This is a genomic window from Cupriavidus sp. MPR-AND1C, from assembly GCF_058809705.1.
On the sequence record NZ_JBXASU010000133.1, the window covers coordinates 1 to 15,050 of the forward strand.

Below are 15,050 nucleotides of genomic sequence, written 5' to 3' on the forward strand. Positions count from 1 at the left end.
GGCGTAGGCAGGGCGGGCACAGGCAGCATCCGGAGGTGCGTCAAAGACGAGTTTGTGCACATTATGCACAAATCACCAGGTTGCGCTTGTCGTGCCACCGCGGGTGGTTTGGAATCGATGCATTCCTTGTCCAACGCCCAGCGCCATGCTTCCCATCGAGTCCCGGATCGATCCCGCCAGTCCCGCCTTCGCCAGCCAGCGCGCCGGCATGCAAGCCCTGATCGAGCGGCTGCGCGCGCTGGAGCAGCGCGCCGTCGCTGCTTCCGAGCGTGCCCGCCCGTCCTTCGCCAGGCGTGGCGCGCTGCTGCCGCGCGAGCGCCTGGCGCGCTTGCTCGATCCCGCTACGGCTTTCTTGCCGATCGCCAACCTGGCGGGTTACGGCATGGATGATCCCGATCACGACACCGCCATCCCCGGCGGCTCGCTGGTGGCCGGCATCGGTTTTGTCCGCGGCGTGCGCGCGATGGTGGTGGCGACCGATTCCGGCATCGATGCCGGCGCCATGACCGAGGGCGGCAACCTCAAGCTGATGCGCTGCCAGGAGATCGCCCTGGAAAACCGCCTGCCGTTCATCCACCTGGTGGAGTCGGCCGGCGCCAACCTGCGCAAGTACCGAGTGGACAAGTTCGTGCGCGGCGGCGGCATCTTCTACAACCTGGCGCGCCTGTCGGCTGCCGGGCTGCCGGTGATCACGGTGGTGCACGGCTCGTCCACCGCAGGTGGGGCTTACATGCCGGGCCTGTCCGACTACGTGGTGATGGTGCGCGGCCGCGCCCGTGCCTTCCTGGCCGGGCCGCCGCTGCTCAAGGCCGCCACCGGGGAGATCGCCACCGACGAGGAGCTTGGCGGCGCCGACCTGCACGCCACCGTCAGCGGCCTGGCGGAATTCCTGGCCGAGGACGACGAGCATGCCATCGCGCTGGCGCGCGACGTGGTGGCCAGCCTGGACTGGCCGGGCGTGGCGCCGCGCCAGCCCCAGCCGGCGCAGCCGCCGCGGCTGGACGCGGGCGAGCTCGATGGCGTCATGACGCTGGATGTGAAGAAGCCCGTGGACATGCTGGAGATCATCGGCCGGCTCACCGACGATTCCGCGTGGCTTGCGTTCAAGCCGGACTATGGCACGGCCACCGTCTGCGGCCGTGGCCGCATCGAGGGCCATGCCGTGGGCTTTATCAGCAATAACGGCCCGATCGACCCGGCGGGCGCCACCAAGGCCGCGCAGTTCATCCAGGCCTGCAACCAGAGCGGTACGCCCATCGTGTTCCTGCAGAACACCACCGGCTTTATCGTCGGCCGCGCCTCGGAAGAAGCCGGCATGATCAAGCATGGCGCCAAGATGATCCAGGCGCTGTCGAACTCCACGGTGCCGCAGGTCACGATCTACTGCGGCGCATCGTTTGGCGCGGGCAACTTCGGCATGTGCGGCCGCGGCTTCCGCCCGCGCTTTTGCTTCTCGTGGCCCAACGCGCGCACCGCGGTGATGGGCGGCGAGCAGGCCGCCATGACGCTGGAGATCGTGGCGCGCCAGCAGGCCGAGCGCAAGGGCGCGGCGGTGGACGAAGCGCGCCTGGCGCAGCAGACCGGCGAGATCGTCGCCAACTTCGAGCGCCAGGCCAGCGCCTTCGTCACCAGCGGGCTGTTGCTGGACGACGGCGTGATCGACCCACGCGACACCCGCGCCGTGCTGGCCTTCGTGCTGGCTACCGCCCGCGAGGCCGAAGCGCGCACGCCGCGTGCCATGCAATTTGGCGTGGCGCGGTTCTGATCGCCGCGCCGCGAACACACGGACAAGAAAACCGGAGACCACCAGCATGCTATACACCGAAGACCATCGCAGCATCATGGACAGCATCCGCCGCTTCGTGTCGGCCGAGATCGATCCGCACGTCGACGAGTGGGAAGCCGCGGAGATCTTCCCCGCGCACGCGTTGTTCAAGCGGATGGGCGAGCTCGGCTTCCTTGGCATCACCAAGCCGGTGGAATACGGCGGCCTTGGCCTTGATTTTTCCTACGCGGTGGCCGCTGCCGAGGCCCTGGGCTATGTGCATGCGCAGGGCATCGGCATGGCGGTGGGCGTGCAGACCGACATGGCCACGCCGGCGCTGACGGCCTTCGGCTCCGATGCGCTCAAGCGCGAGTTCCTGGCCCCGGCCATCGCCGGCGAGGCGGTGGCGGCGATCGGTGTGTCGGAGGCTGGTGCCGGTTCCGATGTGGCATCGCTCAAGACCCGCGCGCGCCGCGATGGCGACGACTACGTGATCAGCGGCTCCAAGATGTGGATCACCAACGGCACCCAGGCCGACTGGATCTGCCTGTTGTGCAATACCTCCGATGGCCCGGTGCACAAGAACAAGTCGTTGATCATCGTGCCGCTCAAGCAAGGCGGCAAGCGCACCCCCGGGGTCGAGGTGCAGAAGATCAAGAAGTTCGGCATGTGGTGCTCGGACACCGCGCAGATCTTCTTTGACGAGGTGCGGGTGCCGGCGCGCAATCGCATCGGCGAAGAGGGCATGGGCTTTATCTACCAGATGAAGCAGTTCCAGGAAGAACGCCTGAACGGCGCGGCGCGCCGGCTCGCCTGCAACGCGCTGATCGAGGAAACCGCCGACTACCTGCGCCAGCGCATCGCCTTTGGCAAGCCCTTGCTGGACAACCAGTTCATCCAGTTCAAGCTGGCCGAGCTCAAGACCGAGATGGAGGCCCTGCGCGCGCTGGTCTACATGGCGACCAAGACCTATATCGATGGCGGCGACGTGGTGGAGCTGGCGTCCATGGCCAAGCTCAAGGCCGGGCGGCTGTCGCGCGAGGTGGCCGACTGGTGCATGCAGTTCCAGGGCGGCATGGGCTACACGTGGGACAACCATGCCTCGCGCGCGTACCGCGATTTCCGGCTCGGCTCCATCGGCGGCGGCGCCGACGAGGTGATGCTGACCGTGATCGCCAAGCAGATGGGGCTGATGGCAAAGGGCTGAACGCCCGCCATTGCCTGTTGTTCCAAGTCTTCACATCCATCCAGCCATGACCAACGCAGTCAATACAGATGCCGGCAATCTTGCCAATCTCGCCAATGACGCCCACGCCGTGATCGTGCGTGATGTCCAGGGCGTGCTGTTCGTCACCCTCAACGTGCCCACCACGCGCAACGCGCTTGCGCCTGAAGTGGTCGCCGCGCTGGCGCGCGCCGTGGAGCGCGCCGAGACCGACACCACGGTGCGCGCGCTGGTGCTGCGCGGCGCCGGCGGCGTCTTCTGCGCGGGCGGCAACGTCGGCAATTTCAAGGCGAGGCTGGACGCGGGCGAAGCGCCGCAGGATCCGGTGGCGAGCCGCAACCGCGAGTTCGGCTACTTCATGCAGCGCCTGGCCGCGCTCCCCGTGCCCGTGGTGGCGGTAGTGGAGGGCGCGGCCATGGGCGGCGGCATGGGACTGAGCTGCGCCGCCGATATCGTGCTGGCCACGCGCGACGCGCGTTTTGCCCTGTCGGAAACGTCGCTGGGCATCATTGCCGCACAGATCGCGCCCTTCGTGGTGGCGCGCATCGGCGCGGCGGCCACGCGGCGACTCGGCTTGTCCGGTGAGCGCGTCAACGGCGACTCGGCGCTGGCGCTGGGGCTGGCCGATGCGCTGGCCGACGACAGCGCCGCCCTCGATGCGCTGCTGGCTGAGTGGCTCACGCGCATCTGCCGCTGCGGGCCGCAAGCCAACCGCGCCTTCAAGCCGCTGGTGGCGCGCACCGGACAGGTTGCGCAGGGCGCCTTGCTGGACGAGGCCTCGCACCTGTTCGCCCAATGCATGCGCAGCGAAGGCGCCGAAGGCATCCAGGCTTTTCGCGACAAGCGCGATGCCGCGTGGGTGGTGCGCTTTGACGCCGCCGCCGTGCGCGCGGCGCAGGCCACGCAGGGCTGAACGCACACAAACCAATCCAGATACTCCGCACCCCGAGACGCCTCATGTCCGCTACCAGCCGACCCTTCCACACCTTGCTCGTCGCCAATCGCGGCGAGATCGCCATGCGCATCATGCGCACGGCGCGCCGCCTTGGCCTTGCCACCGTGGCGGTCTATTCCGAGGCCGATCGCCATGGCCCGCACGTGGCGTACGCTGATCGGGCGGTGCGCATCGGCGACGCCGCGCCACGCGCGTCGTACCTGAACATCGCGGCCATTGTCGAGGCGGCGCGCCGCAGCGGCGCGGATGCGGTGCATCCCGGCTACGGCTTCCTGGCGGAGAACGCAGAGTTCGCCGACGCGGTGGCGCAGGCGGGCCTGGTCTTCGTCGGCCCGCCCGCCGCCGCCATCCGCGCCATGGGCAACAAAGCCGAGGCCAAGCGCCTGATGCAGTCCGCGGACATGCCCTGCATCCCCGGCTACCAGGGCGAGGCGCAGGATGATGCCGCGCTGCTGCAGGCCGCCGCGCCGATCGGCTTTCCGCTGATGGTGAAGGCCGCGGCCGGCGGCGGCGGACGCGGCATGCGCCTGGTGCACGACGCCCATGCCTTGCCCGGCGCGCTGGCAAGCGCGCGCTCGGAGGCGATGGCCGCCTTCGGCTCCGGCCAGCTGATCCTGGAGCGCGCGGTGATCGCGCCGCGCCACGTGGAGATCCAGGTCTTTGCCGATACGCAGGGCCACGTGATCCACCTGGGCGAGCGCGACTGCTCGGTGCAGCGCCGCCACCAGAAGGTAGTCGAGGAGGCGCCGTCCCCGGCGGTATCGCCCGCGCTGCGCGAGCGCATGGGCGGCGCGGCGGTGCGCGCCGCGCAGGCCATTGGCTACGTGGGCGCGGGCACCATGGAGTTCCTGCTCGATGGCGATGGCAATTTCTACTTCATGGAGATGAACACGCGCCTGCAGGTGGAGCACGCCGTGACCGAAGCCATCACCGGCTTCGACCTGGTCGAATGGCAGCTGCGCGTGGCAGCCGGCGAGCCGCTGCCGGTCACGCAGGAGCAGGTCGCGCTGCGCGGCCACGCCATCGAGGTGCGGCTGACCGCCGAGGACGTGGCCGCCGGCTTCCTGCCGCAAGGCGGCCCGGTGCTGCGCTGGCGCGCGCCGGGCGCGGGGCACGATGTGCGGGTGGATCATGCGCTGCAGGAGGGCGGGGAGATCCCGGTTCACTACGATTCGATGGTGGCCAAGCTGGTGGCCCATGGCGCCACCCGGGAGGAAGCACGCCGCAAGCTGCTGCGCGCGGTGGAGCAGACGGTGCTGCTGGGCGTGGCCAGCAACCAGGGCTTTCTTGCCGATTGCCTGGCGCACGAGGCCTTTGCGGGCAACCAGGTGCATACGGGATTCGTCGATACGCATATGCAGGCGGCGCTGCGGACAACGCAGCCCGCGGCGGCGCAGGTGGCCTGCGCGGCGCTGGCCGCCGCCGGGCTGCTGGCGGCATCGGCGCGCCCCGCACTGGTGGCGCCGGCTTGCAGCCTGGGCTTGCAGGCGGGAGAGCAGCAGTGGCGCGCGGATCTGCGTGCCGTCGCGCAAGGCTGGGAGGTGGCGGTGCGCGGGGGCGAGGGTGAGGGTGAGGGCGATGGCACGTCCGCCGAGATCGTCAGCGTGCGCGTGCTGCGCGCCGACCTGGAACAAGGCAGCGCGCTGGTGGAGTGCAACGGCATGGCGTTGCCGCTGGTGTTCGCCACCGGGGGCGATGCCGTGCATCTGTTCAGCGCGGGCCGCGCATGGCGCTTCGCGCGCCTGGACCCGCGCCAGAAAAAGCGCAACCCCGGCGACGCCGGGCGCGCCGGCGAGCTGCTGGCGCCGCTGACCGCGCGCATCGTGGCCGTGAAGGCGGCAGCGGGCGAGGCGGTGCTGGCGGGCCAGGTGCTGGTGGTGCTGGAGGCCATGAAGATGGAGCACGCCATCGTCGCGCCGTTCGACGGCGTGATCGCGCAGCTGCATGCCCGGGAGGGCGGGCAGGCGCGCGCGGGTAGTTTGCTGGTGAAGGTGGACGCAGGCGAGCAAGCATGAACACCACAATCGGCACAACCCATATGGCACGCACCGTGCGCATAGGCGGCGCTTCCGGCTTCTGGGGCGACTCCGCCATCGCCACGCCGCAACTGCTGGCCGTTCCGGGCCTGCAATACCTGGTCTATGACTACCTGGCCGAGACCACCATGTCGATCCTGGCGCGTGCCCGCGCCAAGGACCCCGCGCTGGGCTACGCCACGGACTTCGTGCAGGCCGCGATGGCGCCGCACCTCGGCCAGATCCTGGCGCGCGGCATCCGCGTGATTGCCAATGCCGGCGGCCTCAACCCCCAGGCCTGCCGCGACGCGGTGATGGCCGCCGCCGCGCGGCAAGGGCTGACGCCCAAGGTGGCGGTGGTCAGCGGCGACGACGTGATGCCTGCCTTCGAGGGCTGGCGCGCGGCGGGCCTCACCGATCTCCATACCGGCGCCACGCCGCCCGCCGAGCTGATGTCCGCCAATGCCTACACCGGCGCGCAAGGCATCGCCCGCGCGCTGGCGATGGGCGCCGATATCGTCATCACGGGCCGTTGCGTGGACAGTGCCGTGGTGGTCGGCGCGCTGGCCCATGAGTTTGGCTGGCAATGGCACGACTGGGACCGGCTCGCCGCCGGCACGCTGGCCGGCCACGTGATCGAGTGCGGCGCGCAGGCCACCGGCGGGTTGTTTACCGACTGGCAGCGCGTGCCGGACTGGGACCGCATCGGCTACCCGGTGATCGACTGCGCGCAGGACGGCAGCTTCGTGCTCTCCAAGCCCGAGGGCACCGGCGGCCTGGTCGATCCCGCCGCCGTGGCGGAGCAGGTGTTGTATGAGGTGGGCGACCCTGGCAACTACCTGATGCCTGATGTTACCTGCGACTTCCGCATGGTACGCACCGAGTTGCTGGCCCCCGGGCAGGTGCGCGTGCACGGCGCCCGTGGCCGCGCACCCGGCGCGAGCTACAAGGCCAACGGCACCTGGCAGGACGGCTACCAGCTCAGCCTGATGATGGCGATCCGCGGCATCGACGCACCCGCCAAGGCTCGCCGCACCGCCGACGCGCTGCTGGCGCGCACCCGCGCCATGCTGGCCGCCAACGGCCTGGCGGACTACAGCGGCACCGTGGTGGAACTGCTCGGCTGCGAATCGCAATATGGCCCGCATGCCCGCGCCTTGCCCACGCGCGAAGTGGTGCTGCGCATCGGCGCGCGCCATGCGCAGGCCAAGGCGCTGCGCTTCCTGCAGCGCGAAGGCTCGTCGGCGGGCACCTCGATGGCCGCCGGCACCCGCTCATCCTTTGCCGGCCGCGTCGATATCCAGCCGGTGGTCAAGGTGTTCTCTTTCCTGGTGCCGAAGGCGCAAGTACGGATGCAGGTCGCGCTGGACGGCCAGACGCAGGCGCTTGACTGCGCCGCCGCCGTGGGCGAGCTGACGGCGCCGGCCCCGCTGGCGGCTGCGCCCGCCACTCCTGACACTCCCGCCATTCCCGGCGGGCCGCGCGTCACCGTGCCGCTGGTCACGCTGGCCTACGCACGCAGCGGCGACAAGGGCGACGACGAGAACATCGGCGTGATCGCCCGCCAGCCGTCATACCTGCCGCTGCTGCGCGAGCAGCTCACCCCTAGCGCGGTGCGCGGGTATTTTGCGCATCTGGTCGAGGGCGACGTGGAGTGCTTCGAGGTGCCGGGCTTGCACGCCCTTAACTTCCTGCTGCACCGCGCGCTGGGTGGCGGGGGCGTGGCCAGCCTGCGTTCCGACCCGCTCGGCAAGAGCTACGCGCAAATGCTGCTCGATTTTCCGCTCACGGTGCCGCAAGACTGGGCGTAGACCGGCGGCTGCCATTCCATGGCATCGGCCGCCAGACAAGCACGGCGGACCGAAGCCATCCCGACCTGATGGAGCAGACATGAACACAACCAAGCAACCGATGCACCCCCGTGGCCTGTGGATGAACGCATGCGTGCTGGCCGCCGCGCTGGCTTGCGGCCTGAGCCCCACGGCGCGCGCCGAGGCGCCGTATCCGTCAAAGCCCGTGCGCGTGGTGGTGCCCTACACCCCGGGCGGCGTGTCAGACGCCGTGACGCGGCTGGTCATGCAAAAGCTGGCCGAGCGCCTGGGCCAGCCCGTGGTGGTGGAGAACCGCCCCGGCGCCAATGGGATGATCGGCTCCGACAACGTGGCCAAGTCCGCGCCCGACGGCTACTCGCTGCTGGTGGTGGTGGCCGCGCATGCCATCAACCCCAGCCTCTACCCCAAGATGAGCTACGACCCGGTCAAGGACCTGACGGGCGTCAGCCAGATCGGGCGCATCCCGCTGCTGCTGGTGTCCAGCGCCCAGTTGCCGCCCGGCAGCGTGAAGGCGCTGGTGGCGTGGGGCAAGGCCAATCCCGACAAGATGACCTATGCCTCCAGCGGCAACGGCTCCGGCGCGCATCTGGCCGGCGAGCTGTTCTCGCAAGCGGCGGGCATCAAGATGACCCACGTGCCCTACAAGGGCGTGTCGCCGGCGCTGCCGGACCTGTTCTCCGGGCAGGTGGCGATGATCTTCGATTCCGTGCAGACCATGATGCCGCAGGTGAAAGCCGGCAAGCTCAAGGCGCTGGCGATCACCAGCGCCACGCGCTGGCCGGCCGCGCCCGAGGTGCCGACCATGGCCGAGGCAGGCTATCCGGGGGTGACGGCCAGCAGCTGGATCGGCCTGATCGCGCCCGCCAGGACACCCAGGCCGGTGCTGGCAAAGCTCTCGGCCGAGATGGATGCGGTGCTGCACCAGCCGGAGGTGAAGGCGCGCCTGATCGAGTACGGGATCGATCCGGTAGGCGGGACGCCCGACCAGTTCCAGGCCTTCATCAAGGAAGAGGCCGGGCGGTGGGGCGAGGTGGTGAAGAAGGGCGGCATCCACGTAGAGTGACGGGCAGGCAGAGGCCGCCGCCACGCCGGATCGATAGCGCAACGCTCAGGGCGCCGGTTCCTGCGGATCGAAATCCAGCTCGATCTTGGCGCCGTTGGGGTCGTGCAGGAACAGCTGCCAGATGCCGGTGCCCGGTTGCCGCCCGAGGTTGAACGGTATATCCAGCTGCCGCAGATGATTCGCGACGCCGGGAAGATCGGTCGCGCTGAATGCCATGTGATCCAATACACCCGCGGTGGACGCCGGTAGCTTGTCTTTCGCGACCAGGTGAATAATGGGCGCGCCAGCCGCATAGAGCCATGCGCCCGGAAACGAGAACGGCGGGCGTTCGCCAGTCTCGAAGCCGAGCGCCTTGGTATAGAACGCCACGCTGTCTTCCAGCGTCGCGGTGAGCACGGTGAAGTGGTTCATTCCGGCAATCGCCATGTGTTGCTCCTGTGTTGCGGGAGCCGCTGGGGCTCCCTGTCGCTACGGTAAGTATCGCCGGTGCCGTCAGTTCAGGCGATGGGGCAGCGCAGCCGCTTTCCTCAATCTTTCACAAGGGCGGCAGACGATGCAGGAGGCGGGAAGGGCCGGGTCGCCGCGGTGGTGCGGTGCACAAGGCTGCACGCCGCGTGTGCAGCCTTGTGCTGCCCGCATACTTCTTTTCGCATCGTCACAGTCACCTATACTGACGCAGACGCGCCGAAGCTCGGGGCCGCGTCGGGACGACAGCCGCCGCTGTGCCGCTCCTTGCCTCGCATCCACACTCACCAACATGGAGGTTGACTATGTCGATTCGCATCGGTGACGAAGCGCCCGATTTCACTGCCGATACCACGGAGGGGAAAATCAGTTTCCACGAATGGATTGGGGACAAATGGGCCATCCTGTTCTCCCATCCGAAGGATTTCACCCCGGTCTGTACCACGGAACTGGGCTACATGGCCCGGCTCAAGCCGGAATTCGACCGGCGCAACACCAAGATCATCGGCCTGAGCGTGGACCCGGTCGCGGACCACCAGAAGTGGGTCAAGGACATCGAGGAAACGCAGGGCCACGCCGTCAACTATCCCATGATCGGCGACGTCGACCTCACGGTCGCGAAGCTCTATGACATGATCCATCCGAACGCGAGTGGCGGGCCGCGCACTGCCGTGGACAATGCCACGGTGCGCTCGGTGTTCCTGATCGGGCCGGACAAGAAAGTCAAGGCGATGCTGGTCTATCCGATGAGCGCCGGCCGCAATTTTGACGAAGTGCTGCGGTTGCTGGATTCGCTGCAGCTGAATGCAAAACACACGGTAGCCACGCCGGTGAACTGGAAACCGGGTGAAGACGTGATCATCCCCACCTCGGTCTCCGACGACGACGCCAAGAAGAAGTATCCGCAGGGTTTCAAGACGCTCAAGCCGTATTTGCGGGTGGTGTCGCAGCCGAAGTAAGGCATGCGTCGGATGGGCTGGCAGTGCGATGGTGGCACCGATCCTCCGGCTGGAGGACGGTGCGTATTGTCGTAAGCCCGGTCGTAAGCCCGGTGGCAAGCCCGGCCGCGAGCGCGCATGCGCTCGTCAGCCCGTGCCTGCCAGCGAAGCCCTCAGTTCATCGCGCTGCGTGAAACTCGGCGTGACCAGCCAGCCGACGAAGTCGTCGTGCCAGTTCTCCCAGGCGTTTTCGTCGAAGTCGAAGGCCTCGTCCAGGTGCCCGCCGTCGCGCAGGTAGGTGCCGACGATCCGCGTGCCATCCCAGTAGGCCGCCACGGCCACGTCGGCGAGGTCCGCCGTGGTCCCGAGCGGGAGGTCGCGCAGCAACATGGACAAGTGTGCCTTGAACGATGTGAATTCGTTTGAGGTCATGGCTTGCTCCGCTGATGGGACGAGTATGTCCGTATGTCCAGAGGATGTACCCGTTCCCGGGGCGCGTCAATTCCGAGCGTTGCGCGCCGCACGCAAGGCTGCGAGCCGAGCGGCCTTGCGTGCGGCCAGCTACAGGATTCCCCGCGCTCTCAGGCCCGCGACATCCCCATCGCTCAAGCCCAGTTCCGCCCGCAGGGCCGCATCCGTATGCTCGCCCAGCATCGGCGGGCAGCGCATCGCCACGGGCGTGGCCGAGAACCGCATCGGGCTGCGCAGGCTCGGCACATCCACGCCGCGCCCGTGCGGCAGTTGCACCAGCAAGCCCCGATGCTTCACCTGCGCATCCTCGAATACTTCGTCGAGCTCGTTGATCGGGCCACCCGGCACGCCGGCGCGTTCCAGCGACGCCAGCAGGTCCGCCGCGTTCCAGGTAGCCACTCGCTCGGCAATCGTCTCGCGCAGCGCATCGCGGTTGGCAACCCGGTTGGCGTTCTGCGTGTAACGCGGATCGGCCGCGAGTTCGGGAATGCCTAGCAGCTTGCACAGCGCGGCGAACTGGCCGTTGTTGCCGGAGGCAATGATCAGGTGGCCGTCGCGGCAGGCAAAGACTTCGGAGGGCGCGGCCACGGGGTTGCTGTTGCCGGCGCGCCGGGGCAGCTTGCCGGTCATCTGGTAGCCCAGCGCCAGGTGGCCATTGACGGCGACCGAGGCATCGAGCATGGCGGCGTCGATGTACTGGCCTTCGCCGGTGGCCTGGCGGTGGTAGAGCGCGCCCAGCAGGCTGACGGTGGCGTACAGGCCGGTGAGGATGTCGGTGATGGGAATGGCGGTGCGCATCGGCTCGCCGCCGGGGCTGCCGTCCGGCTGGCCGCAGGTGCTCATCAGGCCGGCCATGCCTTGCAGGATGAAGTCGTAGGCCGGGCGCGCCGCGTAGGGGCCATCGGGGCCGAAGCCGGTGACCGAGCAATAGATCACATCGGGGCGCACCGCGCGGATGGATTCGTAGTCGAGGCCGTATTTCTTCAGGCTGCCAGCCTTGTAGTTCTCCACCACCACGTCGCAGCGCGCGGCCAGCTGGCGTACCAGCTCGGCGCCCTCGGGCTGGGAGATATCGATGGTGAGCGACTGCTTGCCGCGGTTGCAGGCCAGGTAGAAGGCGGAGTCGTTGGTGGCCGCGCCCTGCGCATCGTTCAGGAACGGGCCCATCTTGCGGGTATCGTCGCCGTCGCCGGGCTTCTCGATCTTGTAGACGGTGGCACCCATGTCGGCCAGGTTCTGCGTGGCCCATGGGCCGGCTACCACCCGCGTCAGGTCGAGTACCTTGATGCCGTCGAGAATTGCGCTCATGTGCTTGCCACCCGGAGAGAAGAGATCCCGCATCATTCGCCGGATCGGCCAGCCAGGCAATTCGCCAATGCCAAAGCCGGCTTACTGCGGGGCAAAAGCGTGCGTATGGCCGGCGTGGGGTTGATGCGTATCGCCGGCCCCGTGCGCCGGGTGTGCCTGTTGCGGATCGAAGTCGCAGCTCGGATTGGCTTCGTCATGCGAATGCGGGGACAGCGCGCCGGGGATGTGCCGGCTGCTGAGCCCGTCGGCGTTGAGCCAGGCCAGCGTGGCCGCGGCGGCGCGGTCGATCAGCGTGCCGCACTGGGTGTAGTCGTAGGGGGAGACGTCGAGCGGGCACAGTGGCGGGACGACCGAGATGTGCGCGTGATCGGCCCAGCGCTCCAGGTCCTGCACCAGCTGGCGCGCCACCAGCAGCGACAGCGCGTTGAAGGCATGGTCGATGGGGCCGCGCGGCTCGCGCCGCCGCGCGCAGGCAAAACCCGCCGGCAGCACGACCACGCGCGTGGCGCCCAGGCGGATGGCGGTGGACACCGGCGTGTTGTTGGCCACGCCGCCATCGATCAGTTGCCGCCCGCCCAGCGACACCGGGGGAAATACGCCGGGGATGGCTGCGCTTGCCAGCACCGACTGGACCAGGCTGCCGGAGGACAGCACCACCTCCGCGCCGGTGGCCATGTCGGTGGCCACCACGTACAGCGGCACCTCGGCACGCTCCATCGCCATATCGCCAAAGTGGCGCGCCAGCAGGCGCTGCAGCGCGGCGGAGTCGACCAGGTGGGCGCGCTGCCCGCGCAGCATGCCAAACAGGCTGCGCCACGACCACGGCATCACCTCGGCCCGGCGCAAGCCGCGCCAGAGCGTCTCGAGCTGGCTGGTGCCGGCCACATGCGGGTTGCAGGCGTAGTAGGCGCCGTTGATGGCGCCGGCCGAGGCGCCGATCACCATGTCCGGCTTGACCCCCCACGCCACCAGCTCGCGCAGCATGCCGGCCTCGATGGCGCCGAGGCTGCCGCCGCCTGCAAAGACAAATGCGGTTTTTTCCATGGGCTGTGGTGCAGTGCATTAAAGCGAGGATCGCTGTCAGGGAAAGGATAGGCGACATTGCGCCGGCATGACAGGCGCACGTGGGGGCCGCGGGCGCGGATGGCACATAATGTGCATGCAGTGCTACCAAAAGCACGCGCGCCGAGGGTGTCCTGGCCGCCAAGAGAGGAGACAATGAGCAGTTCAACCGACAAGTTTTCGGCCACCATGCGCGATGGCCTGGCCCATCTCGCGCGGCGCCTGCGCTTTGCCATGGAGGAGGGCTCCATCTGGCTGGACGAGCAGCGCATGATCCTGATTCATACCGCGGCGCTGGGCGCCTTGCGCAAGGAATTGGTGGATACCCTAGGCATGGAGCGCGCGCGCGGCTTGTTCATGCGCATGGGCTTTCATTCCGGCATGCGCGACGCGGAGCTGGCCAAGAAGCTGCGCCCGGGCGACAGCGACTTTGGCCTGCTCGAGATCGGGCCCTGCCTGCACACCATCGAAGGCGTGGTGCGGGTGACGCCGGTCAAGGTGGACATCGACATCGCCGCGGGCATCTACGACGGCGAATTCCTGTGGGAAGACTCCTTCGAAGGCGATGTGCACCGGCAGTTGTTCGGCATCGTCGACGCGCCGGCCTGCTGGATGCAGATCGGCTACGCCACGGGCTACACCTCGGCCCTGATGGGCCGCACCATCCTCTACCGCGAGGTCGAGTGCATTGCCTGCGGCTTTGATCACTGCCGCATCGTCGGCAAGCCGCTGGAGGCGTGGGAGGACGGCGCCGAAGTGCTGGCGCTCTATCAGCCCGACCCGGTGATCGAGACCATCCTGGAGCTGCAAAGCGAGGTCGAGCACCTGCGCGCCCTGCAGCGCAGCCCCGGCAAGCCCGCCGACCTGGTGGGCAGCTCGCCCGAGTTCCGCGCTGCCTGGGGCCTGCTGCAGCGCGCCGCCGGGAGCAGTGTCACCGTGCTGCTGCTGGGCGAGACCGGCGTTGGCAAGGAGCGCTTTGCACAAGCGTTGCACGGCGTGAGCGCCCGGGCCGACAAGCCCTTTATCGCGGTCAATTGCGCCGCGATTCCCGATGAGCTGATCGAGGCCGAACTGTTCGGCGTGGAGAAGGGCGCCTTCACGGGCGCACACCAGTCGCGCCCGGGCCGCTTCGAGCGGGCGCATGGCGGCACCCTGTTCCTGGATGAGCTGGGCGAGCTGTCAGCGTCGGCGCAGTCCAAGCTGCTGCGCGTGCTGCAGGAGGGCGAGGTAGAGCGCGTGGGCGGCAGCGAGCCGCGCAAGGTGGACGTGCGGCTGGTGGCGGCCACCAACGTGGACCTGGCCGAGGCTGTGAAGCAGGGCACTTTCCGCAAGGACTTGTATTACCGGCTCAACGTCTACCCGGTCACCATTCCGCCGCTGCGCGAGCGGCTCGACGATATCCGCCTGCTGGTGGAGCGCTTCGTGGCCCGCTACGGCGCGCGCCACGGCAAGAAGATCGTCGGCATTACCGATCGCGCGCTGGCGGAGCTGCGCCGCTATGACTGGCCGGGCAATGTGCGGGAACTGGAGAACGTGATCGAGCGCGGCGTGATCCTGGCCAGCAATGGCGGGCAGATCTGCGCGGACCACCTGTTCCTGCCGACGAGCGCGCCGCCTGGCATGGACACCGCGCCGCGCCTTGGCGTCAAGGGCACCTTGCCCGAGCTGCGGGAGGCCGCCGTGCATGGTTTGCTCGATCATATGGCCGAGCAGCAGCTCGCGCTGGGCGACGTGGAGACCGTGCTGATGGAGGCGGCCATGCAGCGCGCCAATGGCAATATGAGCCAGGCGGCGCGGTTGCTGGGGATTACGCGGCCGCAGTTGGCGTATCGGTGGAAGACGCGGGGTATGCGGGGGCAGGGGGCTGGGTGATTTGTCGGCGTTGGTGTTTGCACCCAAAACCCATTTAATCATTTGATGCAATCGGCAATCCCCACCCCAGGCAAGTAAC

At 68.5% G+C, this 15,050-nt stretch carries 12 protein-coding genes; 8 read left to right on the forward strand and 4 right to left on the reverse strand.

Features of this window, described 5'->3' with window-relative positions:
- Nucleotides 1-145 precede the first annotated feature (145 nt).
- From AC1RWI_RS35635 to AC1RWI_RS35660, 6 genes are all read left to right on the forward strand, one after another.
- A complete protein-coding gene (locus tag AC1RWI_RS35635; protein ID WP_492870667.1) occupies nt 146-1,765 on the forward strand; it encodes an acyl-CoA carboxylase subunit beta in 1,620 nt (539 codons plus the stop codon).
- A 46-nt stretch (nt 1,766-1,811) separates the two neighbouring features.
- Complete coding sequence (locus tag AC1RWI_RS35640) at nt 1,812-2,972, forward strand: acyl-CoA dehydrogenase family protein (protein WP_492870668.1); 1,161 nt, start codon at nt 1,812-1,814, stop codon at nt 2,970-2,972.
- 46 nt (nt 2,973-3,018) lie between these two features.
- On the forward strand, nt 3,019-3,903 hold the full coding sequence (locus AC1RWI_RS35645; protein ID WP_492870669.1) for an enoyl-CoA hydratase/isomerase family protein: 885 nt from the start codon (nt 3,019-3,021) through the stop codon (nt 3,901-3,903).
- 44 nt (nt 3,904-3,947) lie between these two features.
- Nucleotides 3,948-5,960 carry an acetyl/propionyl/methylcrotonyl-CoA carboxylase subunit alpha gene (locus tag AC1RWI_RS35650; RefSeq protein WP_492870670.1) on the forward strand — a complete coding sequence of 671 codons (2,013 nt, stop codon included), beginning with the start codon at nt 3,948-3,950 and terminating at the stop codon, nt 5,958-5,960.
- Nucleotides 5,957-7,771, forward strand: coding sequence for an acyclic terpene utilization AtuA family protein (locus AC1RWI_RS35655; protein WP_492870671.1), 1,815 nt, complete (start codon nt 5,957-5,959; stop codon nt 7,769-7,771). The genes AC1RWI_RS35650 and AC1RWI_RS35655 overlap by 4 nt, the downstream gene beginning before the upstream one ends.
- Nucleotides 7,772-7,850: 79 nt before the next feature.
- Nucleotides 7,851-8,855, forward strand: a complete 1,005-nt coding sequence (locus tag AC1RWI_RS35660; RefSeq protein WP_144410009.1) for a tripartite tricarboxylate transporter substrate binding protein — start codon at nt 7,851-7,853, stop codon at nt 8,853-8,855.
- Nucleotides 8,856-8,900: 45 nt separating this feature from the next.
- Here AC1RWI_RS35660 and AC1RWI_RS35665 read toward each other — a convergent pair whose 3' ends face one another.
- On the reverse strand, nt 8,901-9,281 hold the full coding sequence (locus AC1RWI_RS35665) for a VOC family protein (protein ID WP_492870672.1): 381 nt from the start codon (nt 9,279-9,281) through the stop codon (nt 8,901-8,903).
- 344 nt (nt 9,282-9,625) lie between these two features.
- On the opposite strand from AC1RWI_RS35665, the gene AC1RWI_RS35670 reads away from it, so the two are divergent.
- Nucleotides 9,626-10,279: a peroxiredoxin gene (locus AC1RWI_RS35670; protein WP_006158821.1), complete on the forward strand. Its 654-nt coding sequence runs from the start codon at nt 9,626-9,628 to the stop codon at nt 10,277-10,279.
- A gap of 126 nt (nt 10,280-10,405) precedes the next feature.
- Here the strand turns inward: AC1RWI_RS35670 and AC1RWI_RS35675 are convergent, their stop codons facing one another.
- From AC1RWI_RS35675 to AC1RWI_RS35685, 3 genes are all read right to left on the reverse strand, one after another.
- On the reverse strand, nt 10,406-10,690 hold the full coding sequence (locus AC1RWI_RS35675; protein ID WP_492870673.1) for a hypothetical protein: 285 nt from the start codon (nt 10,688-10,690) through the stop codon (nt 10,406-10,408).
- A 129-nt stretch (nt 10,691-10,819) separates the two neighbouring features.
- On the reverse strand, nt 10,820-12,037 hold the full coding sequence (locus tag AC1RWI_RS35680; RefSeq protein ID WP_043356102.1) for a CaiB/BaiF CoA transferase family protein: 1,218 nt from the start codon (nt 12,035-12,037) through the stop codon (nt 10,820-10,822).
- A gap of 81 nt (nt 12,038-12,118) precedes the next feature.
- Entirely contained in the window at nt 12,119-13,081 is a 963-nt protein-coding gene (locus AC1RWI_RS35685) for a patatin-like phospholipase family protein (RefSeq protein ID WP_492870674.1), read from the reverse strand.
- 174 nt (nt 13,082-13,255) lie between these two features.
- Between AC1RWI_RS35685 and poxR the strand changes: the two genes are divergently transcribed.
- Nucleotides 13,256-14,971 carry a phenol degradation transcriptional regulator PoxR gene (poxR, locus tag AC1RWI_RS35690; RefSeq protein ID WP_492870675.1) on the forward strand — a complete coding sequence of 572 codons (1,716 nt, stop codon included), beginning with the start codon at nt 13,256-13,258 and terminating at the stop codon, nt 14,969-14,971.
- The last annotated feature ends 79 nt before the right edge of the window (nt 14,972-15,050 follow it).

Coding starts and splice junctions, on each gene's coding strand:
- poxR (WP_492870675.1), top strand. CDS start 13,256: ATGAGCAGTTCAACCGACAAGTTTTCGGCCACCATGCGCGATGGCCTG.
- AC1RWI_RS35655 (WP_492870671.1), top strand. CDS start 5,957: ATGAACACCACAATCGGCACAACCCATATGGCACGCACCGTGCGCATA.
- AC1RWI_RS35685 (WP_492870674.1), bottom strand. CDS start 13,081: ATGGAAAAAACCGCATTTGTCTTTGCAGGCGGCGGCAGCCTCGGCGCC.
- AC1RWI_RS35645 (WP_492870669.1), top strand. CDS start 3,019: ATGACCAACGCAGTCAATACAGATGCCGGCAATCTTGCCAATCTCGCC.
- AC1RWI_RS35640 (WP_492870668.1), top strand. CDS start 1,812: ATGCTATACACCGAAGACCATCGCAGCATCATGGACAGCATCCGCCGC.
- AC1RWI_RS35670 (WP_006158821.1), top strand. CDS start 9,626: ATGTCGATTCGCATCGGTGACGAAGCGCCCGATTTCACTGCCGATACC.
- AC1RWI_RS35650 (WP_492870670.1), top strand. CDS start 3,948: ATGTCCGCTACCAGCCGACCCTTCCACACCTTGCTCGTCGCCAATCGC.
- AC1RWI_RS35675 (WP_492870673.1), bottom strand. CDS start 10,690: ATGACCTCAAACGAATTCACATCGTTCAAGGCACACTTGTCCATGTTG.
- AC1RWI_RS35635 (WP_492870667.1), top strand. CDS start 146: ATGCTTCCCATCGAGTCCCGGATCGATCCCGCCAGTCCCGCCTTCGCC.
- AC1RWI_RS35660 (WP_144410009.1), top strand. CDS start 7,851: ATGAACACAACCAAGCAACCGATGCACCCCCGTGGCCTGTGGATGAAC.
- AC1RWI_RS35665 (WP_492870672.1), bottom strand. CDS start 9,281: ATGGCGATTGCCGGAATGAACCACTTCACCGTGCTCACCGCGACGCTG.
- AC1RWI_RS35680 (WP_043356102.1), bottom strand. CDS start 12,037: ATGAGCGCAATTCTCGACGGCATCAAGGTACTCGACCTGACGCGGGTG.